Here is a 26,050-nt window from a genome sequence, read left to right as displayed (position 1 = left end):
CGCCAAAGAATGGCGTCGACCATCCCTGAATGAGGTAAAGATCCATGCGTGTTCTGCTCGTCGAAGACCATCTGCAGCTTGCTGAAAGTGTCGCCCAGGCGCTCAAGAGCACCGGGCTGACCGTGGATGTGCTGCACGACGGTGTGGCGGCCGACCTGGCCTTGAGCAGCGAGGAATACGCCATGGCGATCCTCGATGTCGGCCTGCCGCGCATGGACGGTTTCGAAGTGCTGGCGCGCTTGCGGGCCCGGGGCAAGAACCTGCCGGTGCTGATGCTGACCGCCCGCAGCGACGTCAAGGATCGGGTCCATGGCCTGAACCTGGGGGCTGACGATTACCTGGCCAAACCTTTCGAACTGACCGAACTCGAGGCCCGGGTCAAAGCCTTGCTGCGCCGCAGTGTGCTCGGCGGTGAACGCCAGCAGCGCTGTGGCGTGCTGGCCTATGACCTGGACACCCGGCGCTTCACCCTCGGCGAAGAATTGCTGACCCTGACCTCCCGCGAGCAGGCAGTGCTCGAAGCCCTGATCGCCCGTCCCGGCCGGGTGATGAGCAAGGAGCAATTGGCGGCTCAGGTCTTCGGCCTGGACGAGGAGGCCAGTCCCGATGCCATCGAGATCTACGTCCACCGCTTGCGCAAAAAACTCGACGGCCAACCGGTGGCCATCGTGACCTTCCGTGGCCTTGGCTATTTGCTGGAAAGCCGCGATGCATAAGCTCAGCAGCCTGCGTTGGCGGTTGCTGTGGAACCTCGCGCTGCTGCTGGTGGTGTTGATGATCGCCAGTGGTTTGAGTGCGTACTGGAACGGTCGCGAAGCCGCCGACACCGCGTATGACCGGACCTTGCTGGCCTCGGCGCGGACCATCGCCGCCGGCCTGTCCCAGCGCGACGGCAGCCTCAGCGCCAACGTGCCTTACGTGGCTCTCGACACGTTCGCCTACGACAGCGCCGGGCGGATTTTTTACCTGGTCAACGATATCAATCAGAAGCTGATTTCGGGCTACGAAAACCTGCCGGCACCGCCACCGGGAACGCCGCGCACCGATGACTATCCGGCACTGGCGCGTTTCTACAATGCCACTTATCAAGGGCAGAACGTGCGGGTGGTCAGCCTGCTCAAAGCGGTCAGCGAACCGAACATGAACGGCATGGCGGAAATCCGCGTGGCGGAAACCGATGAGGCGCGGGTCCGCATGGCGCGCAGCCTGATGGCCGACACCTTATTGCGGCTGGGCATGCTGGCGATCGGTGCGTTGTTGCTGGTGTGGTTTGCGGTCAGTGCGGCGCTGCGTCCACTGGAGCGCTTGCGCAACGCGGTGGAAGAGCGTCAACCCGATGACTTGCGGCCCTTGCCGCTGGTGGAAGTGCAGCACGAGCTGGGGCCGCTGGTGCGCGCGCTCAATCACTTTACCGAGCGTTTGCGCGGGCAGTTCGAGCGCCAGGCGCAATTCATCGCCGATGCCGCCCATGAACTGCGCACGCCGCTGGCGGCGCTCAAGGCACGTCTCGAACTGGGCTTACGCTCGAGCGAACCCGAAATCTGGCGCAGCACCCTGGAAACGGCCGCCCAGGGTACGGATCGCCTGACCCATCTGGCCAATCAATTGCTCTCGCTGGCACGGGTCGAGAATGGCGCCCGGGCCATCGCCGAGGGCGGTGCGCAATTGCTCGACCTCAGTCAGTTGGCCCGTGAACTGGGCATGGCCATGGCGCCGCTGGCTCATGCACGTGGCGTGGCACTGGCGTTGGAAGCTGACGAGCCGGTGTGGATGCGTGGTGAGCCGACGCTGCTGAACGAGCTGTTGAGCAATCTGGTGGACAACGCACTGGCCCACACGCCACCGGGTGGCAATGTGATTCTGCGGGTCACGGCGCCGGCGGTGCTGGAGGTCGAGGACGATGGTCCGGGAATTCCCCTTGAGGAACGGGAGCGGGTGTTCGAGCGTTTTTACCGGCGCAATCAGCAGGTGGCTGGGTCGGGATTGGGGCTGGCGATTGTCGGCGAGATCTGCCGCGCCCATCTGGCGCAGATCAGCCTGCACGATGGCGAATTGGCGGGGCTGAAAGTGCGGGTAAGTTTTATTGCGGGGGAGTGAACACACTCACACCTGTGGAAAGAGGCTTGTTGTGGCGAGGGAGCTTGCTCCCGTTGGGCTGCGAAGCGGCCCCAAGAAGGGACTGCTGCGCAGTCCAATGGGGGCAAGCCCCCTCGCTACAGAAATCAGTAAAACATCGACCGCGACTCTTCCAGATCCTTGTACATCGCCTCGTTCTCCGGATCGATTCCCAGCTTCTTGAAGGCCGGCACACTGAACGGGTCGATACGGGCCAGGGGATGATCGGTGTCCTTGTGGCAATACAGGCTGGCCACTTGCACCAGATCGACATAGTCGACCCGCGCCGATTGCCGCTTGAAATCCAGATACAGCCCCGGCAATTGCACCAGCATTTCCGGAAAATCCCAGACCCTGAGCAATTTATCGCCGAGCAGCGGATGGATGCGTTCGATCACATGGTTGAGGCTGACCGGGTCTGACAGCAATTCATAGTGATCTTCGGCGTAGGTCAGGATCGGCAGCACGCCAATCTGATGCACCAGCCCGCCGAGCGCCGCTTGATCAGGCTTGAGTTGTGTGTAGCTGCGGCACAACGCATAGCTGACGCCGGCGATTTCCAGGCTTTTGCGCCAGACCTCGCGCATTTTCTGTTCCACCACTTCGGAACGGGCATTGAAAATCTGCTCCATCACCAGGCCGATGGCCAAGTTGCTGCTGTAATTGACACCCAGCCGGGTGATGGCCGTGTGCAAGTCAGTCACTTCCTGGGTCGCGCGCAGCAACGGGCTATTGACCACTTTGATCAGCCGCGCCGACAGCGCGGTATCGCGGCCGATCACTTTGCTCAGGGTGCTGACACTGATTTCCGGGTCTTCGGCGGCCTTGCGAATCTGCAGGGCCACTTCCGGTAATGTTGGCAGAACCAGGTCATCATTATCGATGGCCTCAACCAAATCCTGTTGGACCTTATCCGCCAGCTCACTCATTTCTTTTCTCTAGGGTATTGCGACAAGTGCTGCTGTTAACGCTGGATTTCGCGATCACGATCCAGTTGGTAAGGCAGGTCGAGCAAGTGCAGGCCCGGGCCTTCGAGTGCGCCAAGGTGCAGGTTGCCATCTTCTGCAGCTTCGGCTTGCAGCACGGCCAGGAGTTCAATGTTCTGCTCGGTGCGAGCAGCGATCACCACTTCACCAATCGAACTGCCGTGAGTCGGGGAGAACAGTGGCGTGCCGGGTTCAGGCAGTTCACTACCTTCCAGTTGCAAGCGATACAGACGACGCTTGAGTTTGCCCAGGTATTGCATGCGCGCAACGATTTCCTGGCCAGTGTAGCAACCCTTCTTGAAGCTCACGCCGCCGACGGCTTGCAGATTGAGCATCTGCGGGATGAATAGCTCGCGGGTGCTTGGCATGACCTGGCCGATCCCAGCGCGGATCTGGCCCAGCAGCCATTGATTCAGTTCGCCTTCGGCCAGCAGGACGGACAGCTTGCCCTTGATGGTGTCGGCTTGATCGGCGTTCACCCAGAGTTCAGCGCGCTCAGGCGAGACGCGAAGGGCGATCAGGCCGTCATTGCGCACGACGCTGTCGGTGCCTGCCGGTAGCGCCAGGCCCAGGCTGGCCAGTGCCGCATCGCCATGCTCAAGGCCAAAACGAACCCAGCCGGCACTTTCGTCGGTCAGTTTCGATTTGGAGAACACCGCGTACTTTTTCAGGTCCGCCAATTGCGGCTCCAGCAGCTCGCTGGCCATCGCCATGAGCACACCGTCGCCTTCCAGCAGAATGCGGAAACTCGACTGCATCCGGCCTTTCTGCGTGCAACGCGCGCCAAGGCTGGCCTGGGTGTCGCTCAGGTAATTGAGGTTGCAAGTCAATTGGCCTTGCAGGAATTTGCTGGCATCCGAGCCGCGTACCGCGAGAACGCCTTCGTGAGACAGGGTGCAGAAAAAAGCAGAATCGGCCATGGGTCATCGCAGGGTAAAGAGTCTGAGGGACATCATAAGGGGGCGCCCTTGAAATGGGTAGTTCACAAAGGATCGTCAGTGCCGACCAAAGCCGACTGTTCGACTCGCCTCGGGGCTGTATACTTGCGGCCTATTTGAGGAGCGCTCCATGGTCGATAACGTTGAACTGAACCGCCTCTTTTGGCACAGCCGTCGCGGCATGCTGGAACTTGACGTGCTTCTGGTGCCGTTCGTGAAAGAGGTTTACGCGAATCTGAACGAGGTAGATCGCGCGCTGTATGTCCGCCTGCTGGAGTGCGAGGATCAGGACATGTTCGGCTGGTTCATGGAGCGCGCCGAATCGGAAGATCCGGAGCTGCAGCGCATGGTTCGCATGATCCTGGATCGTGTCCAGCCCAAGTAATGCGTTCGAATGCCGCTGGCATGCCTCACGGCAGTTGCTGGCGGCTTATCTTCTCGCCCAGCTGTTCGCGTTGGGTTCGCTGTTTCTTCTCTCGATACCACTCTGGGCCAATCTGCTCGGCGTAGCGTTGTGCGTGGCTCACAGCATGTGGGTATTGCCGCGACAGATTCTGCTGACACACCCACAGGCCTTTCGCGGCTTGCGTCGCGATGCCGATGGTTGGCAGTTGTGGAGTGAGGCGCAAGGTTGGCAACCCGTACAGCTACGGCCGGACAGCCTGGCGCTGCCGTTGGTTGTGGTGCTGCGCTTTCGCCTGCGGGGCGAGCGAGGCATCAGGGCGATATGCGTGCCGCGGGATTCGCAGGCGGCGGATGTGCACCGACGCCTGCGGGTTCGGCTCAAGTTCAGTCGGCGTAGGTGGGCGGCACCAGAATAGTGTCCAGGGCGACCGGCAGCAGGTTCGGGTAGTCGAGGGTGTAATGCAGGCCGCGACTTTCCTTGCGTTCCATGGCCGACCGGATCATCAGGTCTGCTACCTGAGCCAGGTTCCTCAGCTCGATCAGGTCTCGGCTCACTTTATAGTTGCTGTAGAACTCGTCGATTTCGTCCAGCAACAACTGCACTCGGTGCTGGGCTCGTTGCAGGCGTTTGTTGGTGCGCACGATGCCCACATAGTCCCACATGAATCGCCGCAGTTCGTCCCAGTTGTGCGCGATGATCACGTCTTCGTCAGAGTCGGTGACCTGGCTGGCATCCCAGACGGGCAGGGCGGTCGGAATCGACACCTCTGGCAACTGCTCAAGAATGTCCGCCGCCGCCGAACGGGCATAAACGAAACACTCCAGCAGCGAGTTGCTGGCCATGCGGTTGGCGCCATGCAGGCCGGTGAAGCTGGTTTCACCAATCGCATACAGGCCCGGCACGTCGGTGCGGCCCCGCTGATCGACCATCACGCCGCCGCAGGTGTAGTGCGCCGCCGGCACCACCGGAATCGGTTGTTTGGTGATGTCGATGGAGAATTCCAGGCAGCGCTCATAGACCGTCGGGAAGTGCGTCTTGATGAAGTCTTCAGGCTTGTGGCTGATATCCAGGTAAACGCAGTCGATACCCAGGCGCTTCATCTCATGGTCGATGGCGCGGGCGACGATGTCCCGTGGTGCCAGTTCGGCCCGTGGATCGAAGCGCTGCATGAAGCGTTCGCCGTTGGGCAGCTTCAAGTGTCCGCCTTCGCCGCGCAGGGCTTCGGTGATCAGGAAACTCTTGGCTTGCGGGTGATAAAGGCAGGTCGGGTGGAACTGGTTGAACTCCAGGTTCGCCACCCGGCAGCCTGAACGCCAGGCCATGGCGATGCCATCACCGCAGGCGCCATCAGGGTTGCTGGTATAGAGGTAGACCTTCGCCGCGCCGCCCGACGCAAGGATCACGAAGCGCGCACCGTAAGTGTCGACTTCACCCGTGCTGCGGTTGAGGACGTAGGCGCCGAGGCAGCGGTCGCCTTCAAGGCCCAGGCGCTTTTCGGTGATCAGATCGATCGCGACCCGCTGTTCCAGCAGCTCGATGTTGGGCCGCTGTATGGCCTGATCGAGCAGGGTTCTGAAGATCGCCGCACCCGTCGCATCGGCGGCGTGGATGATGCGTCGATGGCTGTGACCGCCTTCGCGGGTCAGGTGAAACTCGAAACCGCCGTCTTCGGTGCCGGATTGTTCGTCACGGGTAAAGGGTACGCCTTGGTCGATCAGCCATTGAATCGCTTCTCTGCTGTGCTCGACGGTAAAGCGCACGGCGTCTTCATGGCACAGGCCACCCCCGGCGTTGAGGGTATCGTCGACGTGGGACTCGACAGTATCGGTGTCATCCAGGACGGCGGCGACACCTCCCTGGGCCCAGAAGGTCGAGCCATTGGCGAGGTCGCCTTTGCTCAATACCGCGATGCGCAAATGACCGGGCAAGGTCAGTGCAAGGCTCAAGCCGGCAGCACCGCTGCCAATTACCAGTACATCGTGTTGAAACTGTTGGCTCATTTCAGGATTCCGCTCAAAGCGACCCGGTTCGGGGTGGCGCTGGACATCTGGACAGGCGAGGTCAGACAACCGCACAGCCCTCTAGTATATAGAGGGGGGGAGCGGCACAATAGTCGAGCCCACATGGCATTGTGAAACTACTGTGACGGAAAAGACTGGACGCTTCGTCGGAAGTTTTTTTGCATGCTTTGGCGACAAGGCGACTGTATCGTGGATTTAACAGTCTTTTTCGCTTCACGGTTGCACAATGTCGGTGTCAGGCGGCTATAAATATGGAACTTTTGCCAAAGGCTCAAGATCAATAGAAGGTTGCCTGAAACAAGGAACAGTGTCGGTTTCGGTGCGGGACTTGCGGTTAGGTCCTTGCTGACGAATCCGATGACAAGATTATTCGCGCAGCCTGGGTTTCCCGCGCTGCGTTTTTCGTGCGTGCCAAATCAGAGCCCGCAGGAAACTTGCTTGAAGGGGGAGAACTTTTGCGAAAAGCCCGAGTCTATGTTTGCAAGTCTGGTCGTTCAGTAATGCAAGCCTCCTTCGAGCTTATCGAGGAGTGTTCATGCTAACCCAGGAAGAGGATCAGCAGCTGGTCGAGCGCGTTCAACGCGGCGACAAGCGAGCTTTCGATCTGCTAGTGCTGAAATACCAGCACAAAATTCTCGGGTTGATCGTGCGTTTCGTGCACGACACCCATGAAGCCCAGGATGTCGCACAGGAAGCCTTTATCAAGGCATACCGTGCACTTGGTAATTTTCGCGGAGACAGCGCGTTTTATACGTGGCTTTACCGTATCGCCATCAACACGGCGAAAAACTATCTGGTTTCACGCGGCCGTCGGCCGCCGGATAGCGATGTCAGTTCCGAGGATGCAGAGTTCTACGATGGCGATCATGGCCTCAAGGATCTCGAGTCGCCAGAACGTGCATTGCTGCGGGATGAGATCGAAGGCACCGTCCATCGAACCATTCAGCAACTGCCAGAAGATTTGCGTACGGCTTTAACTTTACGTGAATTCGATGGTCTGAGTTACGAGGACATTGCCAGCGTCATGCAGTGTCCGGTGGGTACCGTGCGCTCCCGGATTTTCCGCGCCCGGGAGGCCATCGATAAAGCCCTGCAGCCGTTGTTGCAGGAAAACTGAGACAGCGGCGACAGCCAAGAGAGGAACGCCATGAGTCGTGAAGCCCTGCAGGAATCGCTGTCCGCAGTGATGGATAACGAAGCGGACGAACTGGAATTGCGTCGGGTATTGAATGCCTTTGACGATGTTGAAACCCGCGATACCTGGGCTCGTTACCAGATCGCTCGGGCGGTCATGCATAAGGACCTGCTGCTTCCTCGTCTGGACATCGCTGCGGCAGTCTCTGCTGCGCTGGCTGACGAAGCCGTACCGGCAAAAGCCTCCCGCGGTCCATGGCGCAGCCTGGGTCGTTTGGCAGTCGCTGCTTCGGTGACCATTGCCGTGCTGGCAGGTGTACGTCTGTACAACCAGGACGAGATCGCAGGTGTCGAACTGGCTCAGCATTCTAATCAGCCAGGTCTGACCACTCCTCAGGTCAAGGGCCCCGCTGTATTGGCAGGCTACAATGAGAGTTCGGATGCCACTGGCCCTATGGCCAACGGCGTATTGCAAGGTCAGCCAGGCTGGCACGATCAGCGTCTGCCAGGTTACTTGCGCCAACATGCTCAACAGGCTGCACTGAAAGGTACTGAGAGCGCTCTGCCTTACGCTCGTGCAGCAAGCCTGGAAAACCGTTAAGGAGGATCATGCGCGCCATACCTCTACTTACGCTTCTGCTCAGTGGCTGGTTTATTGTTCCAGCCCACGCCGATGAAGCCCAGGACTGGCTGAAGCGTCTGGGACAGGCGGAGCAAACGCAGAGCTTTCACGGTACTTTCGTCTACGAGCGTAACGGTAGTTTTTCTACCCATAACATCTGGCATCGCGTCCAGGATGGCAAAGTCCAAGAGCGTTTACTTCAGCTCGACGGTTCGGCCCAGGAAGTCGTGCGCATTGATGGGCATACTCAATGCGTCAGCGGCACCCTGATAGCAGGGCTGGGGGACTCACCCAACTCCGCTGCTCGTGCACTCGATCCACAAAAGCTAAAGAATTGGTATGACCTTGCCGTCATCGGCAAGTCGCGCGTGGCCGGGCGTTCGGCGGTGATCGTCTCGTTGACGCCTCGCGATCAGCACCGCTATGGTTTTGAGCTGCATCTGGACAAGGAAACAGGCTTGCCGTTGAAGTCATTGTTGCTCAATGACAAAGGGCAACTGCTGGAACGGTTCCAGTTCACCCGGCTGGATACTGCCGAGGTGCCTTCCGACAGCGATTTGCAGGCAGGTTCCGAGTGCAAGCCCATTAACCTGGATAGTGACAAGGCGTCCGCCGTCAAGACTGCGCAGGTCTGGCATTCGGACTGGTTGCCGCCAGGTTTCGAACTGACCAGCAGTACCTCTCACAAGGATCCGGATACCAAAGTCCAGGTCAACAGTTTGATGTTCGACGACGGTCTGGCCCGATTCTCGGTGTTCCTTGAGCCATTGAATGGGGCAACAGTCACCGACACCCGTACCCAACTGGGGCCAACAGTCGCTGTGTCCCGTCGCTTGACCACTCCGCAAGGCGAAATAATGGTGACCGTGGTCGGTGAAATACCGATAGGCACCGCCGAACGGATTGCGCTGTCCATGCGCAACGATGCCGCGGCTACCAACAAGCAGTGAGCTGATCAGCCATGCTCGTCAATTGGGGCTGTAGGGTGCGGGAGGTCGGCAATAGCTGCCCCGTCGCTGAGGCTTCGAAATGTTTTGCCGAGCATTTTCATTTGCAAATATCCCGAAAATTTTTTATAGGTCAGAGCCCCTCGGCTCTGGCCTTGTTTGTTGTTCCCGGAACAAAGATACCGGCGTATCGTTTCCGGTGTTCCTTGCTCCATATCGCTTAACCATGCTCGTCGTAACGGGAGCCGTATGTCGATACCACGCTTGAAGTCTTATCTCTCCATTTTTGCCACCGTGCTGGTGCTCGGTCAGGCGGTCACTGCGCAAGCGGCCGACTTGCCTGACTTCACGCAACTGGTCGAGCAGGCCTCGCCCGCGGTGGTGAATATCAGTACTACCCAGAAGTTGCCGGAACGCAAAGTGTCCAGCGAGCAAATGCCTGACCTTGAAGGCTTGCCGCCGATGCTGCGTGAGTTCTTTGAGCGTGGTATGCCACAGCAGCCACGCTCACCTCGTGGCGATCGCCAGCGCGAAGCGCAGTCCCTGGGGTCGGGTTTCATCATTTCGTCTGACGGCTACATCCTGACAAACAACCATGTGATCGCCGATGCCGATGAGATTCTCGTGCGCCTCGCCGATCGCAGTGAGTTGAAAGCCAAGTTGATCGGTACCGATCCGCGTTCCGACGTCGCCTTGCTGAAAATCGAAGGCAAGAACCTGCCGGTTCTGAAGCTCGGCAAATCGCAGGACCTGAAAGCCGGTCAGTGGGTCGTGGCCATCGGCTCGCCGTTCGGCTTTGATCACACAGTGACCCAAGGCATCGTCAGTGCCATCGGTCGCAGCCTGCCGAACGAAAACTATGTTCCGTTCATCCAGACCGACGTGCCGATCAACCCGGGTAATTCCGGTGGTCCGCTGTTCAACCTGGCCGGTGAAGTGGTCGGCATCAACTCGCAGATCTACACCCGCTCTGGCGGCTTCATGGGCGTGTCGTTCGCGATCCCTATCGATGTGGCGATGGACGTTTCCAATCAGCTGAAAAGCGGCGGTAAAGTCAGCCGTGGCTGGTTGGGTGTGGTGATCCAGGAAGTGAGCAAGGATCTGGCCGAGTCGTTCGGTCTTGAGAAACCGGCCGGTGCGTTGGTGGCTCAGATCCAGGATGACGGTCCGGCTGCCAAGGGGGGCCTGCAAGTGGGCGACGTGATCCTGAGCATGAACGGTCAACCGATCGTCATGTCCGCCGATCTGCCGCACTTGGTGGGTGCGCTGAAGGCCGGCTCGAAAGCCAATCTTGAGGTGATCCGCGAAGGCAAACGCAAGAATGTCGAGCTGACCGTCGGCGCTATCCCTGAAGAAGGCAAAGAGCTGGACGCCCAGCCTAAATCTGGCGCAGAGCGCAGCAGCAATCGCCTGGGTGTTTCCGTGGCCGAATTGACCGATGAGCAGAAGAAAGCCTACGACCTTAAAGGTGGTGTGGTAATCAAGGACGTGCAGGACGGTCCTGCTGCTCTGATCGGCTTGCAGCCTGGTGATGTGATCACTCACCTGAACAACCAGGCGATCGGCTCCACGAAGGAGTTCACCGAGATTGCCAAGGCGTTGCCGAAGAACCGCTCGGTGTCGATGCGGGTTCTGCGCCAGGGGCGCGCCAGCTTCATCACCTTCAAACTGGCTGAATAAACCGGTTGTCGGCTGAATAAAAAACCGCCTCGAAAGAGGCGGTTTTTTTTGTATCTGAATTTTGTCCCTGAAGCAGTCAGCCCATCATGTCCTTGATCATGCGTTCCTGTTCCATCAGCTCGCGTTGCCGTGCGTCTATCCGCGATGACAGCGGGAAGTTGCTGCCCGCCTTGCGCTTGGCGAAGTCCAGTTGCTGGATCGCCTGGCGATAATCGCCGACTAGTGCGAAGTACTCTGCACGAGCCTGATGCAGGCCGATGATGTTGCCAGACAGACCACGAGTCTCGGCCACCAGGTACCAGACGTCCGGATCTTCGGGACGGGTCTTGAGCAGGTTCTCCAGCGCCTTTTCCGCATCGGCTGCTCGATTCTGCTTGAGCAGCAGGTCAACACGCACCTGATTCAGCGGGTAGTTGCCCGGATACTGAGTCAGCATCCGGTCAACCCGTGACTGAGCATCGGGCAGACGATTATTGGTGATGTCCAGATCGACCTGCGCCAGGTTGTAGATGATCTCGTTCGGCGATTTGGCCAGCAGCTGCTTGAGGTTCTCGCGAGCTTCATTCAGCTGGCCGCCCTTGATCTGGGCGATTGCCAGGCCATAGCGCGCGACGTCGTTTTTCGGGTTTTCATCGAGTTGGGCGCGGAAGCGCTTGGCACCCAAGCCTGGGGTTTCTTCATAGATCAGCTGCACGCGTGCACGAATCAGCTGATAACGCATGCTGTCTTCGATACCGCCCGGTTTGGCCTGTTCGGCACGGTTGCGGGTGTCGGCGATACGCGATTCGGTCACCGGGTGAGTCAGCAGGAATTCCGGCGGCTTGGCATCGTAGCGGTACTGGCGCATCAGCCGTTCGAACATGGTCGGCATCGAGCGCGGATCGTAACCGGCCTTCTCCAGATTCATGATGCCGATACGGTCGGCTTCCTGTTCGTTCTGGCGCGAGAACCGTCGTTGTTCCTGCATCGCCGCCGCCTGGGTGCCGGCAATGGTTGCGATCCCGGCATCGCCTGCGCCGGCAGCGGCAATCACGATCCCGGCCAGCAATGCAGCCATCATAGGAACTTGCATGCGTTGCGAGGCTTCGACACCACGGGCGAAGTGACGCTGCGACAAGTGGGCCAGTTCGTGGGCCAGGACCGAGGCATATTCGCCTTCGGTCTGGGCGTTGAGGAACAAGCCCCCGTTGACGCCGACGATCCCGCCCGGCGCAGCGAAAGCGTTGAGCTGTGGGCTGTTGATCAGGATGAACTCCAGGCGTCGGTCATTGACCTGGCTGGTCTCCACCAGTCGGTAGACGCTCGACTCGACGTAATCCTTGAGTTGCGGATCGTTGAGTTGCGACACCTGGCTGCGCAGCATCGCCAGCCACGCACGGCCCAGTTGGTATTCCTGTTGCGGCGAGACGATGGCAGAACTGGCGTCACCGAGTGACGGCAAGTCGTCGGCGAAGCCCGGTGAGGCGAGCAGGCAAGCGAGCGTCAGCAGGGTAGGGCGCAAAAAAGTCATGCACAAAGCCTTAGTCGACAAAGACCTTACTGTAGCCGGACACTACGCTTGGGACCAGATATTCTAAGCGGCTTAACCCCTGCCCAGGAGTGATTCGATGACTGACGCTGTAACCCACGACGCCGAGCTGGACGCCAGCGGTCTGAATTGTCCGCTGCCGTTGCTCAAGGCCAAGATGGAACTCAACCGACTGGCCAGTGGAGCGGTGCTCAAGGTGATTGCCACGGATGCGGGCTCTCAGCGCGATTTTCGCACCTTTGCCCGATTGGCCGGTCATACGCTGCTTCGTGAAGAAGATGAGGCGGGCGTCTACCGCTATTGGTTGAAAAAAGCCTGAAACCTGCTGCGTTCGTTCCTAAGGATTATTGATGTTCAAAGTGTTACGCGACTGGATTCAGCGTTATTTCTCGGATGAAGAGGCCGTGGTGCTGGCGGTGCTGCTGTTTCTGGCATTTACCGCCGTTCTCACTCTGGGTGGGATGCTTGCGCCAGTGCTGGCCGGGATGGTGCTGGCGTATTTGATGCAGGGGTTGGTGGTGATCCTTGAGCGTCTGCGCCTGCCGGGTGCCGCGGCGGTGGGGCTGGTCTTCGCGTTGTTCATGGGGGGGCTGCTGGTATTCATCATCGTCGTGGTGCCATTGCTCTGGCATCAGTTGATCACGCTGTTCAACGAATTGCCCGGCATGCTCGCCAAGTGGCAATCACTGCTATTGCTGCTGCCCGAGCGTTATCCGCATCTGGTGTCGGACGAGCAAGTGCTACAGGCAATCGAAGTGGCGCGGGGCGAGATCGGTAAATTCGGCCAGTGGGCGCTGACGTTCTCGTTGTCGAGCTTGCCGCTGCTGGTGAACATCATGATCTACCTGGTGCTGGTGCCGATCCTGGTGTTCTTCTTCCTCAAGGACCGGGAAATGATCGGCCAGTGGGTGCGCGGTTACCTGCCGCGGGAGCGAGCGCTGATCACCCGGGTCGCTCAGGAAATGAACCGGCAGATTGCCAATTACATTCGCGGCAAGGTCATCGAAATCTTCATTTGCGGGGGCGTGACCTACATCGCTTTCGTGGCGCTGGGGCTCAACTATGCTGCGCTGCTGGCGTTGTTGGTGGGTGTGTCGGTAGTGGTGCCCTATGTCGGGGCGGTGGTGGTGACCGTGCCGGTGCTGCTGATTGCACTGTTCCAATGGGGCTGGAGCGATCAGTTCATCTATTTGATGGCGGTCTACGGGATTATTCAGACGCTGGACGGTAACGTGCTGGTGCCGCTGCTGTTCTCGGAAGCGGTCAACTTGCACCCGGTGGCGATCATCTGCGCGGTGCTGCTGTTTGGCGGGTTGTGGGGCTTCTGGGGCGTATTCTTTGCGATTCCCCTGGCAACGCTGTTCAAAGCCGTGCTGGATGCCTGGCCGCGCAAGGAGCCGGAGGTGGCACCGCTGCTTTGATCGTCGACTTGAGGGTCTCTTCGCGGGCAAGCCCCGCTCCCACAGGGTTCATACCATCCCAGTGGAAGCGGGCTTTCCCGCGAAGGCGTCCGAATAGACGCCCAAAAAATCAGGCCTTGTTCAGCGCCTGAGCAGCCGCCAAAACCGCATCCACATGCCCCGGCACCTTCACGCCGCGCCATTCCTGACGCAGCACGCCATCCTTGTCGATCAGGAACGTGCTGCGATCAACACCCATATATTCCTTGCCGTAGAGCTTTTTAAGCTTGATCACGTCGAACAGCTGACAGATGGCTTCGTCCTTGTCGCTGATCAGCTCGAAGGGGAACTCCTGCTTGCACTTGAAGTTTTCGTGAGACTTCAGGCTGTCGCGAGATAGGCCGAACACCTCGGTGTTGGCCGCCTTGAACGCCGCGTACTGGTCGCGAAAACCCTGGCCTTCGGTGGTGCAGCCCGGCGTGCTGTCCTTCGGGTAGAAGTAAATCACCACTTGCTTGCCTTTGAGGGCCGCGAGGCTGACGGTCTGCCCGCTGGTGGCGGGTGCTTCGAAGTCGGCAACCGGTTGGTCGATGGCTACGGCCATGAAAGCTTCCTTACATTGGGTTTTGTGGGCGCCACGGTTCAATCAGTGCGTCCAGGTTCATGGCGTCGGCGAAATCCAGGAACTGGTCACGCAGCCAGCTGATCTGGGTGCCGGCCGGCAGGGTCACGGTGAATGTGGCGTTGAGCATGGTGCCGCCGGTCTGCGGAGCCTGATAGGTGTCGCAGGTCAGGTTCTCCAGCTCGACGTTGTGGTCCATGAAGAACTGGCACAGCTCGTTGATAATGTCCGGGCGGTAGGCTGAGCTGACGTAGGCGACGTACGGCAGGGCCTGGGGACGGTTCTCCAGGGCTGCGCTGCGCACCACGTTGACAGTGAAAGCATGCCGTTTGGCCAGCACCGGCAGACTGCCTTCGAGGCGCGCCAGGGCGTCCCAGCTGCCGGAGATCTCGAGGATCAGCGCGCTGCATTCGCCATGACGCGTCAGGCGAGAGGTGACCACGGCGCAGCGGTTTTCATGGCTGGCGCGGCACAGGACGTTAGTCAGCTCCATGGGGTTGGCGCCGAGGGCACTGATGACAAGGAATTGTTCGCGAACTGTGGGGGTGGACATGCAGCATTCCTAAAGCGATGAGCGGTCGATACTGTTTATGGGCTTTTTTACCGGGGACGAGCCTGCGGATGCGAATTCACAAACCCCCAGCCGAAGGTTGCAACGTGCTCCAGTGTGGCAAGAGCGAGGGGTGGCAACGCTGGATCGGGGCTTGTGATGCCGAAAATGGAGGCTGGAACCCGGCGTACGAGCTTATCAGTACCGATCAAAGTCTGAAGGGTAGCGAAAAGCAGCGCCAAGGGGAATGGCGGCAGCGCAGTACTTCGCTTGTACAAGCATCTTGGCGCCAGTACCATTACCGCTCTCTTTTTCCGGCAGGAGCGGTTGCATGATTGCGGGCAGTATGGTGGCACTGGTCACACCCATGGATGCACAGGGTCGTCTCGACTGGGACAGCCTGAGCAAACTGGTGGACTTCCACCTGCAAGAGGGCACCAACGCCATCGTGGCGGTCGGCACTACGGGTGAGTCGGCCACGCTGGACGTGAACGAGCACATCGAAGTGATTCGTCGCGTGGTTGCCCAGGTTGCAGGGCGTATTCCGGTGATCGCCGGTACGGGCGCCAATTCGACGCGTGAAGCGATCGAACTGACGACCAATGCGAAGAACGCTGGCGCCGACGCGTGCCTGCTGGTAACCCCTTATTACAACAAGCCGACGCAAGAAGGCCTGTACCTGCACTTCCGCGCCATCGCCGAAGCGGTCGATATCCCGCAGATTCTTTACAATGTGCCGGGTCGTACCGCGTGCGACATGCAGGCCGAGACGGTAATCCGCCTGTCGACCGTGAAGAACATCATCGGCATCAAGGAAGCCACGGGCGACCTGCAGCGCGCCAAGGACATCCTGGCCGGCGTGAGCAGCGACTTCCTGGTCTACTCCGGTGACGATGCGACCGCGGTCGAGCTGATGCTGCTCGGTGGCAAGGGCAACATTTCGGTGACCGCCAACGTTGCACCGCGCGCCATGAGCGAGCTGTGCGCCGCTGCGATGGCCGGTGATGCCGTCAAAGCCCGGGCGATCCACGAAAAGCTGATGCCGCTCAATAAAACCCTGTTTATCGAATCCAACCCTATCCCCGTGAAATGGGCGCTGCATGAAATGGGCCTGATGCCGGACGGTATCCGTCTGCCGCTCACCTGGCTCAGTGCTGCCTGTCACGAACCGCTGCGGCAGGCCATGCGCCAGTCCGGCGTCCTGGTTTAATTGAGGAAGTACTACGCATGAAGCGAATGGCCGGACTTTCCGCACTTGCCTTGATTATCTCCAGCACCAGTGGCTGCGGATGGATCTGGGGCCCGGAAGGTTACTTCCGTGACCGTGGTAGCGATTACCTGGAAGCGCAACAGACTGCACCGATGCAACTGCCACCAAACGTCAGCACCTCCAAGCGTCTGGATCCACTGTTGCCGATCCCGCGCAATGTGGCTGACGATACAGCCAAGGGCGAATATGTCGTGCCTCGTCCGCAGCCGCTGTCGGCAGCGGCTGATATCAGCGCCTACTCCTTGCAGAAGAGCGGCGATTCGCGTTGGATCATGGCTCAGAACCCACCGGCCGAAGTCTGGCCAGTGGCCGTGCAGTTCTTCCAGGACAACGGTTTCCGTTTGGACGAACAGCGCCCGCAAACCGGTGAGTTCACGACTACCTGGCAGCATTCCGACGAACTGTCCGCAGCCATGGCCAAGCGCCTGAGCGCAGCCGGTGTCGGCGCCGACAGCGAAACCCGCGTACGGGTGCGTATCGAGCCAGGCGTGCAGCGCAACACCAGTGAAGTCTATGTGGTCAGCGCCGAGCGTCCTGCCGGCAGCACCGCCAACGTCGACTTCACCAATCGTTCGGTCAACACCGGCCTGGATGCAGCATTGGTCGACGACATGCTCGCGAGCATGAGCCGCACTTCGGAGAAGGGCGGTTCGGTCTCCATGCTGGCCTCGCGTGATTACGATACGCCAAGCCGTGTCAGCCTGACCGAGGATGGCAGCGGCAACCCGGTGCTCAACGTCGGTACCGACCTGGATCGTGCCTGGTCGAGCGTCGGTCGTGCGCTGGAACAGGGCGAATGGCGTGTTGAAGACATCAACCGCAGCCTGGGCCTGTACTACATCAACCTCGCCGAAAAGGCCGAGAAGAAGGATGAGCAACCAGGTTTCTTCGGTAGCCTGTTCGGCAGCAAGCCGAACAAAGAAGAAGTTGAAGCCCGCGCCGAGCGTTATCAGGTTCGCCTGAGCAAGGTCGGCGAGAACGTACAAGTTACCGTCGAGAAAAACATCAACACCGTGGCGCCAGCAGACGTGGCGCGCAAAGTGTTGACCGTGATTCAGGACAACCTGGGCTGATCGCATGCGTTTTGCCGTTCTCGGCAGCGGTAGCCAAGGGAACGGCACGCTGGTAGCCAGCGATGACACGTATGTGCTGGTGGATTGTGGTTTCTCCTTGCGGGAAACCGAAAAACGCCTGCTGCGCCTTGGGGTAAACCCTGCGCAGTTGAGCGCGATACTTGTGACCCACGAACATGCCGATCACGTGCATGGCGTGGGTTTGCTGTCTCGGCGTTACAATCTGCCTGTCTACCTCAGTCGCGGGACCCTGCGCGGGATGCGCAAACCGATTGAACCCGCAGGCTTTCTGGCTGGCGGCGAGCAACTGCAAATCGGCCCTCTGAGCATCGGCGTCATTGCCGTGGCCCATGATGCACAGGAGCCGACGCAGTATGTTTTCAGCGACGGTCAGCGGCGTTTCGGCCTGTTGACCGACCTGGGCTCATACTGCAACAAGGTGCTGGACGGCTATCGGGACCTCGATGCGTTAATGATCGAGGCCAACCATTGCCGTGACATGCTGGCTCGCGGTCACTACCCGTACTTTCTCAAGCAGCGGGTGGGCGGTGAATTGGGACATTTGAACAACCATCAGGCGGCATTCCTGGTGGCCGAGTTGGGCTGGCAAGGCCTGCAACACCTGGTCCTGGCCCATCTGAGCAGCAAGAACAACCTGCCGCAGCTGGCCCGGCAATGTTTTGTCGACACCCTCGGGTGCGACCCGGACTGGCTGCAACTGGCCGATCAAGATTCAGGGCTCGACTGGCGACACATCGCCTAGCCCACCTACTTAGCAAGCGGAGCCCATCATGGAAAAACGTGAAGAACTCTACCGCGGCAAAGCCAAATCGGTTTACAAGACCGATGACGCTGACCGCTTGATCCTGCTGTTTCGCAACGACACCTCGGCGTTCGACGGCAAGCGTATCGAGCAGCTCGACCGCAAAGGCATGGTGAACAACAAGTTCAACGCCTTCATCATGCAGAAACTCGAAGCAGCCGGCGTGCCGACTCAATTCGACAAACTGCTGGGCGACAACGAATGCCTAGTGAAAAAACTCGACATGATCCCGGTCGAATGTGTCGTGCGTAACTACGCCGCCGGCAGCCTGGTCAAGCGCCTGGGTGTTGAAGAGGGTATGAAACTCAACCCTTACACCTTCGAACTGTTCCTGAAGGACGACGCCAAGGGCGACCCGTTCATCAACGAATCCCACGTCGTGGCATTCGGTTGGGGCACCGCCGAGCAACTGGTTCGCATGAAAGAACTGTCGCTCAAGGTCAACGAAGTCCTGAGCAAACTGTTCGACGACGCCGGCCTGCTGCTGGTCGACTTCAAACTCGAATTTGGCGTGTTCTCCGACGGCTCCATCGTTCTGGGCGACGAATTCAGCCCGGACGGCTGCCGTCTGTGGGACAAGGCCACCAAGAAGAAAATGGACAAGGACCGCTTCCGTCAGGGCCTCGGTGATGTCATCGAAGCCTACGAAGAAGTCGCCAACCGTCTGGGCGTACCGCTTTAATCGACGCAAGCATCTGATAGCACGGAAAAAAATCGCTAAAGGGGGTTCGCTTCCGGCGATTGTGCTGTTATGATGCGCGCCGTTGGAGAGATGCCAGAGTGGCCGAATGGGACGGATTCGAAATCCGTTGTACCTTCACCGGTACCTAGGGTTCGAATCCCTATCTCTCCGCCATACATAGAAAAGCCCCGTAGATGAAAATCTACGGGGCTTTTTCGTTTGCGCAGTTTTTTTCATCGGGCCACTTTCGCGTCCGTCCCGCTTTTTCCCCAAGTTTTTGGTGTCGGAAAAATCAGCACAACAGCGTAAGAAAGATATGTCCCCCCACAGGAAAAGTTACTCCGCCCAGTCGTTCTAATTACCGTCCCCCGTATTCATTGATCGTTTCGGCAATCAAGGTTTTTCCTTCGAAATATCCCCTGACATTGAAAGACGTTGCCGCAAAAATTCCTCATCTACTCTGGTTTCGCAGGTCTCTGATCTGTCGTAATCAGCCATCGCAAGGAGCGATCAATGTACTTTGAGATTTACAGGCAAACCCGTGGCACCTCACAGACCGGCAAGGGCCAATGGCGCTGGCGTTTGCGGGCGGGGAATCATGAAACGATTGCCAGTGGGGAGGCTTACGTCAATAAGTCTGATTGCGTGCATGCCATTGGTTTGATCAAAGGGACTCAAGAGCAGACGCCGGTCAGGGAGATATAGGCTCCGGGCGCTGAAGCTGCTCAGTCAGGGCAGCTTCGTTTCAGCCGGGCGCTCTTGAGTGGTGAGTGCCCCCGGTTTTTATGGATCGGGTCGTTTGCCAACCTGCATAGACGCCGATCGCGACACCTCCCTAAACTGTCATCCAGTCTTGGGGACCGGGGTGCAACGGATGAATCGCAACGAACTACGCAAGGCCGACATCAACCTGATGGTGGTGTTCGAGACATTGATGCTCGAACGCAACGTCACGCGGGTGGCGGAGAAGCTGTTCCTCGGTCAGCCGACCATCAGTGCGGCGCTGAATCGCTTGCGGACGATGTTCAACGATCCGCTGTTCATTCGGGTCGGCCATCGCATGGAGCCGACAGCGCGGGCCGAGGAGATTATTCAGCACCTGTCGCCGGCACTGGATTCGCTGTCGGTGGCCTTGAGCCTGACCCACGATTTCGATCCGCTCAGCAGCACCATGACGTTTCGCATCGGTCTGTCGGACGATGTCGAGTTCGGTCTGTTACCGCCACTGCTGCGTTCTTTGCGCCAGGAAGCGCCGAAGGTGGTGTTCGTGGTCCAGCATGTCGACTACTGGCGCATTCCCGACTTGCTGGCGTCTGGCGATATCACCGTTGGCATCAGCCAGACCCGCGGCCTGCCGGCCAACGCCAAACGCAAGTTGTTGCGACATATCCAGCCCAGCATCTTGCGTGCAGATGCGTCGGACACGCCGTTGACCCTCGATGAATATTGCGCGCGGCCGCATGTGTTGGTGTCCCACACCGCCAATGTCAGTGGCTACGCCGATGAATGGCTGGCAGAGATCGGCCGAACACGCCACGTCGTGCTGTCCGTTCCGCAATACAGCTCATTGCCGGCCTTGCTCGCCGGCACCGATCTGATCGCCAGCCTGCCGGACTACACGGCGGAGGCGATGGCCGCGTCAGGCCAACTGTTCAAGGAGCCGTTTCCGTTCAAGACGCCGACCCTGGACCTGTCCATGGTCTGGCTCAGCCATGTCGACAGCGATCCGGCTGAACGCTGGCTGCGCTCGCGCCTGGAGGCGTTCATGAGTGAACGTCCGATCCTTCCGCTGACAGAGTGAGCAGGGCGGTGTTATATCTACGATCTTTCTGCCAATCCTCAGGAACCCCGTCATGCCCCACCTGCACATGGAATACACCGCCAACCTGTCCGAACTGAATGCCGATGTGGCATTGATGCGACTCAACAACGCGCTGGTCGCTTCGGGGCAGTTTGAAGAGTTCGACATCAAGGCCCGTGCGGTGAAGGTCGAGACTTTCAGGGTGGGCACTGCACCGGGTGAGCGGGCGTTCGTGCATGTGAAACTGGCGTTGTTGAGCGGTCGCTCGCCGCAGATCAAGAAGCAGTTATCAGACAGCCTGCTGGCGGTGGTGCAGGATGTGTGCGAATGGCCGGTCGGTGTTGAGGTCCAGCTATGTGTGGAAATCATCGACATCGATCGAGAGTCCTACACCAAGACTGCCATCGGCCTCTGAATTTCAGGCCATTTCCTGCTCGGCGCAGGCCTTGATCACTTGCTCACGCAGCCAGGTGTTGGCGCTGTCCTGGTCGACGCTTTGACTCCACTGCATGTCCAGGGTGAAGCCCGGCAAACCATTGGGCGCTTCGCAGTGATTGAAGATCGCCTCATTGGCCAGCAATTGCTGGATACGCCGGGGCAAGGTCAGGATGAAGTCGGTGCCGGTGATCATCTTCAGTGCCGCGCTGTAGCTGTTGGAGCGCGCGACAATCTGGCGTTTGTGGGCCTGTTGAGCCAGCCAGCCGTCAACCATGTTGGTGGTGGACGTCCAGGGCGTCGGGAATACATGCCGACGTTCAGTGAACGCTTGCAGGCTCAAGCGCGGCTCCAGCGGCGTGGCGCGTTTGTCGAAGACGCAGACCAGATCGTCCTCCAGTAGCCGTCTGGAGTTGAAGTCGGTGTGGCTTCGATGAAAGTTCGGGCCGAAACAGATCACCAGGTCGAGGCTGCCGTCGCGCAGTTCTTCGGCCGGGATGTCGGTTTCGAACTTGTGCATGTTGACCATCACCGGCAGGTCGGCGAAATCGAAGCTCTTCAACAGGCGCGGCAGGATCAGTTGCTCGAAGTATTCCGGCGCACAGATATTGAAGGTGACCGGTTGCAGAGACGGATCGAACGTCGGTGTCCCGGCGTGACACAGGTTGATGCTTTCGAGAATCTTCAGCACATGGGCATACATGGTGCTGGCTTTGTAGGTGGGGCGCATACCCGTGCGGGTATTGATGAATAACTCGTCTTCGAAACTTGTGCGCAGTTTCTTCAGGCAGTAACTCACGGTGGACTGGCTGACGCAAAGTGCCTCCGACACACCTGTGACGCTGCTTTGCTCATACACGGCAACAAACACCATGAGGTCTTGCATATCGAGCTTTCTAAGCAAGTTACTGTTCAGCATCCGTTCTGTCCCGCTGTGCTCCTTGCGCCGACTGTGCGCAAACGTGTGCGAACGATCCTAACGGAACGATAGTGCCAAGAGAATGCCTTGTAGGATGTTTCATGGTCGGTTGTGGGACAGATAGTGTTATGAACACGACTTGTGAGTTCAATCACCCGAAACATGGCCAGAGGCCTTCAGCGCTGATTGCTGTGCAGGCATCGCATCGCGGCTGGATATTAACAGCGCCAACATGCCTACGCCCACCAGCAACGCGCCGAAGATTTCCAGTGCGCGTGGCGACTGGCGTAACCACAACCAGTGGAACAGTGTGATGAACAGGGTGCTTAGGTAGATGTAGGAAATGACTGAAGAAGGAGCGATCACGCCAATGGCTCGATGCAGCAGCCAGAAAGTTGTCAGGGTGGCGAACAGTGCCAGGTAGATCAACCACCAGATATCGCTCCCGCTCAGCAACAACGCCGAGCGCCAGCCGCCGCTGAACCCACAGAACACCAATAGAAACAGTGCGCCGAACAGCATGTTCCAGAAAGTCATGCCCACCGGGCCGCGCCCCTTGAGACTGTTGGCCTTGAGCCGTTGACTCAGGGGCGAGTAGAGCGCCATTGCCAGGCAACCGACCGCATACACCGATACCGCGTACAGCGACGGCAGTTCGCCGGGACCTGCGCCTTTCAATACCAGCAGCACGGCGCCGGCCGCGGCAACCAGCATGGGCAACACGCGTTGTTTCAGGCGGCTGTCGGGTGTCAGGATGGCTTCGAACAGCAGCGTCAGCAACGGCACCAGAGTAAACATCGTCCCGGTGTTCACCGCCGAGGTGTAACGCAGTGCTTCGAACAACGAGCCGAAGTACAGTGCCAGCAACATGCCGAGCACGGCATGACCGAGCAGGCCGCGGGCGGTCATGGCGGTATCGCCCTTGAACAGCAACAAGGGCAAAAACACCAAGGCGCAACACAACAAGCGCAACCCGGTCAGCAGAATCGGGTCGATGGCCTGGCTGACCTGGGCTGCCGCGGAAAACGAGACGGCAATCAACAGCGCCCAGAGCAACATGCCGACGTGAGCGGCAGCAAAACCTGTGCGTTTCATGATGGGGGTTCCGGGTTAATGAATGTGTTTGGCGTAATGCCGCGGATCGAAGCGCAGGACCATCAGGATCATCAGTGCCATGACGCCCATCAGTGACCACCAGGCCCATTCGAAACTGCCCAGTTGATCGCGAATCATCCCGGCGATCAGCGGCGAGAGGCCGGCGATCAGGTAACCGATGCCTTGCACGAAGGCGGTCAACCCGCCCGCGCGTTGGGGATTGTCCAGATGATCCAGCGACACGATCAGGCTCATCGGGAACAGCCCGCCGATGCCCAGTCCCAGCAGGCACGGCCACAGCAGGCTCAGGTGTCGTGGGCTCAGAATCAGCCCGCAAAAACCGGCCATGATCAGGGCCAGCAACACCACCAGCACCAGGCGCCGATCACGGCTGCGGTTGGCGATGGCGGGTGTCAGCAGCCCCGACAACACTTCCATGGCCGTCAAAAAGCCCAGCAACAAGCCGGCCTGTTGTTCGCTCCAGCCTTTTTCCACGTAGTACGGCGCCAGCCAGGCCAGCACACAGGTGTAGGACGCCGTGCCCAGGCCGAAGAAGATTGCGAGTAGCCAGGCGCGGGAATTGCGGAAAAAGGATTCTTTGCGGGACGACTTTTCCCCCAATGTCGGCATTCCCGTGCGTTGAACGCACCAGAACAGCAACGCCGCCAGCGCCAGTGCCGCCCAGATCGCCAACCCCACTCGCCAACTGCCGGTGCGGGTCATCACCAACGGCGCGAATGACGCCGCAATTGCCGCGCCGGCCATGATCGACGTCACGTAGAGACCCATGCACACGGAAACGTTGTCGCTGAAACGGGACTTGATCAGGGCGGGCATCAGCGCCTGAATCAGCGCAATGCCGACGCCGGCCAGCACGGCGCTCAGGATCAGTTCCGCCGCCGAATCAAGGAACAACCGCGACACCGTGGCCAGGCCGATGATCAGCAGCGACAGCACTACGGTGCGCTGCTCGCCCAAGCGCTGACTGATACCGATACCAAAGAACATCGCCAGTCCCATGGCCATGACGGGCAACATGGTCAACAGCGAGGCCATGCTGAAATTCAGCGGGATGTCACCGCGAATGGCAGACAGCAACGGGCCGACAGCGGCCATGGAAGGACGCAGATTCAGGGCGACAAGAATGATGCTGAACATCAGCCAGAGGGCAGGGCGGGAGGTTGCGCGAACGTTTTCCATAATCGGACCTTCAGGAACAAGGAGCCGATTAGGCGCGCGAGCCTTGGAGGCGGCAAATCAGAAAGTCAGGAGCAGTATTTAGAAATTAAATAACGTCCCGCTCGGCTAATCCCCTTTAGCGAATAATCAATTGTTTAGCCAATCCACACCCAAGGTTCTTCAAATCCCGATTTAACGGCTTAACCGCCCGTGTGACGCTGCTGCGCATCTGTTTACTGCGGTCTTCTCTATGGACGGTTGTCCAGTCGCACTCCCTTCCGAACTGGCCTTCTGGGCGCTGTGGCACTGCCGTCACGCGCGCCCGCCGGATTCCTGCATCTCCCGCTGATTGTTCTGATAGGTCCCGCGCTGTGCGCCGGGATCAAACCGGCGGCGCCTGTGCGTTTGCCTGACGCGGATAGACGAGAATTCCCATGAGCTGTGCCACGACATCCTTCGCTACCAAAGAACAAGCCCTGACGTTTCTTGAACAGAACCCGGATATCGAGATGTTCGAGCTGTTCATCCTCGACAATAACGGTGTGCCACGCGGCAAATTGCTGCATCGCGATGAGTTGCTGGCGGTGTATGAAAGCGGTCGGCCACTGCCGAGTACCATCCTGGGACTGACCATCAATGGCGATGACGTGGAAAACTCCGGTCTGGTCTGGGACGTCGGTGATATCGATTGCCGCGCTTATCCCGTCAGCGGCAGTTTGCAGCGCATGCCGTGGCGATTGATTCCCACGGCGGCGGTGCAGGTCAGCATGCATCCGCAGGAGGGCATGCCCGCGACCATCGCCGACCCACGGCACCTGCTGGCCAAGGTCATCGAAGGCTTGCAGGCCGACGGTTATTACCCGGTGATGGCGGCGGAGCTGGAGTTCTATCTGCTGGATCAGCAGCGCGACGGCAACGGTCGGCCGCAACCGGCGCGGGATGTCGATGGCGGGCGGCCACGCGGGACTCAGGTCTACGGCTTGCGTGAACTGGAACAGATCGAGCCATTTCTGGCCGACCTCTACAGCGCCTGCAAGCTCCAGGGCATTCCGGCGCGCACGGCGATTTCTGAATACGCGCCGGGGCAGGTGGAAATCACCCTCGAACACCGCACCGACGCTTTGCAGGCGATGGACGAAGCCGTGCGCTACAAGCGGCTGGTCAAGGGCGTGGCGCACAAGCACGGGATGACGGCTTGTTTCATGGCCAAGCCGTTCGATGACCTGGCCGGCACCGGCATGCACATGCATGTCAGCCTGGCGGACAAGGACGGTAATAACCTGTTCGCCAGCGAGGCCCCGGACGGCACGCCGCTGCTCAAACACGCGGTCGGGGGGATGCTCGCCACATTGCTCGATGCGTTGCTGTTGTTCTGTCCGAACGCCAACTCGTACCGTCGTTTCCAGACCAACAGCTACGCACCCCTGGCGGCCACTTGGGGCGTGGACAACCGCACCGTGAGTTTGCGGGTGCCCGGCGGGCCGGCATTCTCCCGGCATATCGAGCATCGCATCTGTGGTGCCGACGCCAACCCGTATCTGGCAGCGGCGGCGATCCTGGCCGGTATTCATCGCGGCATCCGCGAGCAACTTGACCCCGGGGCGCCGGTGGAGGGCAACGGTTACGCCCAGGCTGCGCAATTGTTGCCGACCGACTGGTTGACCACGTTGCGAGCGCTGGAAGGCTCGAATTGGGCCAGGGAAGCGTTCGGCAGTGAGTTTCTTGGCGTCTATCTGGCAGTAAAACGAGCCGAATACCGGCAATTCATGGGCGAAGTCGGTGAGCAGGACTGGCGCTGGTATCTGCATCAGGCTTGAAACGGGT

27 protein-coding genes and 1 tRNA gene are annotated in these 26,050 nt (G+C 59.4%); 19 read left to right on the top strand and 9 right to left on the bottom strand.

The features are described 5' to 3' along the window. Positions 1 to 44 precede the first annotated feature (44 nt). The gene (locus AF70_RS12595; RefSeq protein ID WP_007941432.1) at positions 45 to 716 is read left to right on the top strand and encodes a response regulator; all 672 of its coding nucleotides are present in this window, start codon (positions 45 to 47) and stop codon (positions 714 to 716) included. After that, positions 709 to 2,097 carry a sensor histidine kinase gene (locus AF70_RS12590; RefSeq protein ID WP_028939337.1) on the top strand — a complete coding sequence of 463 codons (1,389 nt, stop codon included), beginning with the start codon at positions 709 to 711 and terminating at the stop codon, positions 2,095 to 2,097. The genes AF70_RS12595 and AF70_RS12590 overlap by 8 nt, the downstream gene beginning before the upstream one ends. Before the next feature lie 125 nt (positions 2,098 to 2,222). On the opposite strand, the gene AF70_RS12585 is transcribed toward AF70_RS12590, so the two are convergent. Both AF70_RS12585 and AF70_RS12580 read right to left on the bottom strand, forming a co-directional pair. Beyond that, positions 2,223 to 3,044, bottom strand: coding sequence for an HDOD domain-containing protein (locus AF70_RS12585; RefSeq protein ID WP_019580846.1), 822 nt, complete (start codon positions 3,042 to 3,044; stop codon positions 2,223 to 2,225). Between the two features lie 35 nt (positions 3,045 to 3,079). Further along, positions 3,080 to 4,021, bottom strand: coding sequence for a folate-binding protein YgfZ (locus AF70_RS12580; protein WP_028939338.1), 942 nt, complete (start codon positions 4,019 to 4,021; stop codon positions 3,080 to 3,082). Between the two features lie 148 nt (positions 4,022 to 4,169). Between AF70_RS12580 and AF70_RS12575 the strand changes: the two genes are divergently transcribed. Beyond that, entirely contained in the window at positions 4,170 to 4,424 is a 255-nt protein-coding gene (locus tag AF70_RS12575; RefSeq protein ID WP_007941436.1) for a succinate dehydrogenase assembly factor 2, read from the top strand. Then, positions 4,408 to 4,860 (top strand): protein YgfX, encoded by a 453-nt coding sequence (locus AF70_RS12570; RefSeq protein WP_028939339.1) that lies wholly within the window; start codon positions 4,408 to 4,410, stop codon positions 4,858 to 4,860. The genes AF70_RS12575 and AF70_RS12570 overlap by 17 nt, the downstream gene beginning before the upstream one ends. Here AF70_RS12570 and nadB read toward each other — a convergent pair. Beyond that, complete coding sequence (nadB, locus tag AF70_RS12565) at positions 4,829 to 6,445, bottom strand: L-aspartate oxidase (RefSeq protein ID WP_019580843.1); 1,617 nt, start codon at positions 6,443 to 6,445, stop codon at positions 4,829 to 4,831. The genes AF70_RS12570 and nadB overlap by 32 nt on opposite strands. Positions 6,446 to 7,001: 556 nt before the next feature. Between nadB and rpoE the strand changes: the two genes are divergently transcribed. The 4 genes from rpoE (at position 7,002) to AF70_RS12545 (ending at position 10,849) form a co-directional block, all read left to right on the top strand. Then, positions 7,002 to 7,583, top strand: a complete 582-nt coding sequence (gene rpoE, locus AF70_RS12560) for an RNA polymerase sigma factor RpoE (protein WP_003172477.1) — start codon at positions 7,002 to 7,004, stop codon at positions 7,581 to 7,583. Positions 7,584 to 7,613: 30 nt separating this feature from the next. After that, entirely contained in the window at positions 7,614 to 8,201 is a 588-nt protein-coding gene (locus AF70_RS12555) for a sigma-E factor negative regulatory protein (protein ID WP_019580842.1), read from the top strand. Positions 8,202 to 8,209: 8 nt separating this feature from the next. Continuing rightward, entirely contained in the window at positions 8,210 to 9,172 is a 963-nt protein-coding gene (locus tag AF70_RS12550; RefSeq protein WP_019580841.1) for a MucB/RseB C-terminal domain-containing protein, read from the top strand. 246 nt (positions 9,173 to 9,418) lie between these two features. Further along, positions 9,419 to 10,849, top strand: a complete 1,431-nt coding sequence (locus AF70_RS12545) for a DegQ family serine endoprotease (protein ID WP_019580840.1) — start codon at positions 9,419 to 9,421, stop codon at positions 10,847 to 10,849. Positions 10,850 to 10,925: 76 nt separating this feature from the next. On the opposite strand, the gene AF70_RS12540 is transcribed toward AF70_RS12545, so the two are convergent. Next, complete coding sequence (locus AF70_RS12540; protein WP_019580839.1) at positions 10,926 to 12,359, bottom strand: M48 family metalloprotease; 1,434 nt, start codon at positions 12,357 to 12,359, stop codon at positions 10,926 to 10,928. A 97-nt stretch (positions 12,360 to 12,456) separates the two neighbouring features. Between AF70_RS12540 and AF70_RS12535 the strand changes: the two genes are divergently transcribed. Together AF70_RS12535 and AF70_RS12530 are read left to right on the top strand one after the other, a co-directional pair. After that, on the top strand, positions 12,457 to 12,696 hold the full coding sequence (locus AF70_RS12535; protein ID WP_007941445.1) for a sulfurtransferase TusA family protein: 240 nt from the start codon (positions 12,457 to 12,459) through the stop codon (positions 12,694 to 12,696). Between the two features lie 31 nt (positions 12,697 to 12,727). Further along, complete coding sequence (locus AF70_RS12530) at positions 12,728 to 13,798, top strand: AI-2E family transporter (protein WP_007941446.1); 1,071 nt, start codon at positions 12,728 to 12,730, stop codon at positions 13,796 to 13,798. A gap of 109 nt (positions 13,799 to 13,907) precedes the next feature. Here the strand turns inward: AF70_RS12530 and AF70_RS12525 are convergent, their stop codons facing one another. Together AF70_RS12525 and AF70_RS12520 are read right to left on the bottom strand one after the other, a co-directional pair. Further along, positions 13,908 to 14,381, bottom strand: coding sequence for a peroxiredoxin (locus AF70_RS12525; RefSeq protein WP_018926778.1), 474 nt, complete (start codon positions 14,379 to 14,381; stop codon positions 13,908 to 13,910). Positions 14,382 to 14,391: 10 nt separating this feature from the next. Continuing rightward, positions 14,392 to 14,952, bottom strand: a complete 561-nt coding sequence (locus tag AF70_RS12520) for a glycine cleavage system protein R (RefSeq protein WP_007898662.1) — start codon at positions 14,950 to 14,952, stop codon at positions 14,392 to 14,394. Between the two features lie 328 nt (positions 14,953 to 15,280). Here AF70_RS12520 and dapA point away from each other — a divergent pair, with 328 nt between their 5' ends. The 8 genes from dapA (at position 15,281) to AF70_RS12480 (ending at position 21,013) form a co-directional block, all read left to right on the top strand. After that, the gene (gene dapA, locus AF70_RS12515) at positions 15,281 to 16,159 is read left to right on the top strand and encodes a 4-hydroxy-tetrahydrodipicolinate synthase (RefSeq protein ID WP_007941448.1); all 879 of its coding nucleotides are present in this window, start codon (positions 15,281 to 15,283) and stop codon (positions 16,157 to 16,159) included. 17 nt (positions 16,160 to 16,176) lie between these two features. Further along, complete coding sequence (gene bamC / locus AF70_RS12510) at positions 16,177 to 17,292, top strand: outer membrane protein assembly factor BamC (RefSeq protein ID WP_019580835.1); 1,116 nt, start codon at positions 16,177 to 16,179, stop codon at positions 17,290 to 17,292. Between the two features lie 4 nt (positions 17,293 to 17,296). Continuing rightward, positions 17,297 to 18,055: an MBL fold metallo-hydrolase gene (locus tag AF70_RS12505; protein WP_019580834.1), complete on the top strand. Its 759-nt coding sequence runs from the start codon at positions 17,297 to 17,299 to the stop codon at positions 18,053 to 18,055. Positions 18,056 to 18,083: 28 nt separating this feature from the next. Continuing rightward, on the top strand, positions 18,084 to 18,797 hold the full coding sequence (purC, locus tag AF70_RS12500) for a phosphoribosylaminoimidazolesuccinocarboxamide synthase (RefSeq protein WP_018926775.1): 714 nt from the start codon (positions 18,084 to 18,086) through the stop codon (positions 18,795 to 18,797). A gap of 84 nt (positions 18,798 to 18,881) precedes the next feature. Further along, positions 18,882 to 18,971: transfer RNA gene (locus tag AF70_RS12495), tRNA-Ser, on the top strand. Positions 18,972 to 19,310: 339 nt separating this feature from the next. After that, on the top strand, positions 19,311 to 19,502 hold the full coding sequence (locus tag AF70_RS12490) for a DUF1508 domain-containing protein (RefSeq protein ID WP_019580833.1): 192 nt from the start codon (positions 19,311 to 19,313) through the stop codon (positions 19,500 to 19,502). A 169-nt stretch (positions 19,503 to 19,671) separates the two neighbouring features. Next, positions 19,672 to 20,598: a LysR substrate-binding domain-containing protein gene (locus AF70_RS12485; protein WP_018926773.1), complete on the top strand. Its 927-nt coding sequence runs from the start codon at positions 19,672 to 19,674 to the stop codon at positions 20,596 to 20,598. 52 nt (positions 20,599 to 20,650) lie between these two features. After that, on the top strand, positions 20,651 to 21,013 hold the full coding sequence (locus AF70_RS12480; RefSeq protein ID WP_019580832.1) for a 5-carboxymethyl-2-hydroxymuconate Delta-isomerase: 363 nt from the start codon (positions 20,651 to 20,653) through the stop codon (positions 21,011 to 21,013). Between the two features lie 3 nt (positions 21,014 to 21,016). Here the strand turns inward: AF70_RS12480 and AF70_RS12475 are convergent, their stop codons facing one another. From AF70_RS12475 to AF70_RS12465, 3 genes are all read right to left on the bottom strand, one after another. Then, a complete protein-coding gene (locus tag AF70_RS12475) occupies positions 21,017 to 21,952 on the bottom strand; it encodes a LysR family transcriptional regulator (protein WP_019580831.1) in 936 nt (311 codons plus the stop codon). A 147-nt stretch (positions 21,953 to 22,099) separates the two neighbouring features. Beyond that, positions 22,100 to 23,047: a DMT family transporter gene (locus tag AF70_RS12470; RefSeq protein WP_028939340.1), complete on the bottom strand. Its 948-nt coding sequence runs from the start codon at positions 23,045 to 23,047 to the stop codon at positions 22,100 to 22,102. Positions 23,048 to 23,062: 15 nt separating this feature from the next. Continuing rightward, entirely contained in the window at positions 23,063 to 24,247 is a 1,185-nt protein-coding gene (locus AF70_RS12465) for a cyanate transporter (protein WP_028939341.1), read from the bottom strand. A gap of 488 nt (positions 24,248 to 24,735) precedes the next feature. Here AF70_RS12465 and AF70_RS12460 point away from each other — a divergent pair, with 488 nt between their 5' ends. Continuing rightward, a complete protein-coding gene (locus AF70_RS12460) occupies positions 24,736 to 26,043 on the top strand; it encodes a glutamine synthetase family protein (protein ID WP_371929204.1) in 1,308 nt (435 codons plus the stop codon). The last annotated feature ends 7 nt before the right edge of the window (positions 26,044 to 26,050 follow it).

The sequence above is a fragment of the Pseudomonas sp. KD5 genome (assembly GCF_012932895.1).
Taxonomy (GTDB): Bacteria; Pseudomonadota; Gammaproteobacteria; order Pseudomonadales; family Pseudomonadaceae; genus Aquipseudomonas.
The sequence above is the reverse complement of the archived record's forward strand: the minus strand, read 5'-3'. Positions and strand labels throughout refer to the sequence as shown.

Coding starts and splice junctions, on each gene's coding strand:
- purC (WP_018926775.1), top strand. CDS start 18,084: ATGGAAAAACGTGAAGAACTCTACCGCGGCAAAGCCAAATCGGTTTAC.
- AF70_RS12580 (WP_028939338.1), bottom strand. CDS start 4,021: ATGGCCGATTCTGCTTTTTTCTGCACCCTGTCTCACGAAGGCGTTCTC.
- AF70_RS12535 (WP_007941445.1), top strand. CDS start 12,457: ATGACTGACGCTGTAACCCACGACGCCGAGCTGGACGCCAGCGGTCTG.
- AF70_RS12460 (WP_371929204.1), top strand. CDS start 24,736: ATGTTCGAGCTGTTCATCCTCGACAATAACGGTGTGCCACGCGGCAAA.
- AF70_RS12520 (WP_007898662.1), bottom strand. CDS start 14,952: ATGTCCACCCCCACAGTTCGCGAACAATTCCTTGTCATCAGTGCCCTC.
- nadB (WP_019580843.1), bottom strand. CDS start 6,445: ATGAGCCAACAGTTTCAACACGATGTACTGGTAATTGGCAGCGGTGCT.
- bamC (WP_019580835.1), top strand. CDS start 16,177: ATGAAGCGAATGGCCGGACTTTCCGCACTTGCCTTGATTATCTCCAGC.
- AF70_RS12590 (WP_028939337.1), top strand. CDS start 709: ATGCATAAGCTCAGCAGCCTGCGTTGGCGGTTGCTGTGGAACCTCGCG.
- AF70_RS12540 (WP_019580839.1), bottom strand. CDS start 12,359: ATGACTTTTTTGCGCCCTACCCTGCTGACGCTCGCTTGCCTGCTCGCC.
- AF70_RS12475 (WP_019580831.1), bottom strand. CDS start 21,952: ATGCTGAACAGTAACTTGCTTAGAAAGCTCGATATGCAAGACCTCATG.
- AF70_RS12490 (WP_019580833.1), top strand. CDS start 19,311: ATGTACTTTGAGATTTACAGGCAAACCCGTGGCACCTCACAGACCGGC.
- rpoE (WP_003172477.1), top strand. CDS start 7,002: ATGCTAACCCAGGAAGAGGATCAGCAGCTGGTCGAGCGCGTTCAACGC.
- AF70_RS12465 (WP_028939341.1), bottom strand. CDS start 24,247: ATGGAAAACGTTCGCGCAACCTCCCGCCCTGCCCTCTGGCTGATGTTC.
- AF70_RS12530 (WP_007941446.1), top strand. CDS start 12,728: ATGTTCAAAGTGTTACGCGACTGGATTCAGCGTTATTTCTCGGATGAA.
- AF70_RS12470 (WP_028939340.1), bottom strand. CDS start 23,047: ATGAAACGCACAGGTTTTGCTGCCGCTCACGTCGGCATGTTGCTCTGG.
- AF70_RS12555 (WP_019580842.1), top strand. CDS start 7,614: ATGAGTCGTGAAGCCCTGCAGGAATCGCTGTCCGCAGTGATGGATAAC.
- AF70_RS12480 (WP_019580832.1), top strand. CDS start 20,651: ATGCCCCACCTGCACATGGAATACACCGCCAACCTGTCCGAACTGAAT.
- AF70_RS12585 (WP_019580846.1), bottom strand. CDS start 3,044: ATGAGTGAGCTGGCGGATAAGGTCCAACAGGATTTGGTTGAGGCCATC.
- AF70_RS12575 (WP_007941436.1), top strand. CDS start 4,170: ATGGTCGATAACGTTGAACTGAACCGCCTCTTTTGGCACAGCCGTCGC.
- dapA (WP_007941448.1), top strand. CDS start 15,281: ATGATTGCGGGCAGTATGGTGGCACTGGTCACACCCATGGATGCACAG.
- AF70_RS12595 (WP_007941432.1), top strand. CDS start 45: ATGCGTGTTCTGCTCGTCGAAGACCATCTGCAGCTTGCTGAAAGTGTC.
- AF70_RS12485 (WP_018926773.1), top strand. CDS start 19,672: ATGAATCGCAACGAACTACGCAAGGCCGACATCAACCTGATGGTGGTG.
- AF70_RS12550 (WP_019580841.1), top strand. CDS start 8,210: ATGCGCGCCATACCTCTACTTACGCTTCTGCTCAGTGGCTGGTTTATT.
- AF70_RS12545 (WP_019580840.1), top strand. CDS start 9,419: ATGTCGATACCACGCTTGAAGTCTTATCTCTCCATTTTTGCCACCGTG.
- AF70_RS12525 (WP_018926778.1), bottom strand. CDS start 14,381: ATGGCCGTAGCCATCGACCAACCGGTTGCCGACTTCGAAGCACCCGCC.
- AF70_RS12505 (WP_019580834.1), top strand. CDS start 17,297: ATGCGTTTTGCCGTTCTCGGCAGCGGTAGCCAAGGGAACGGCACGCTG.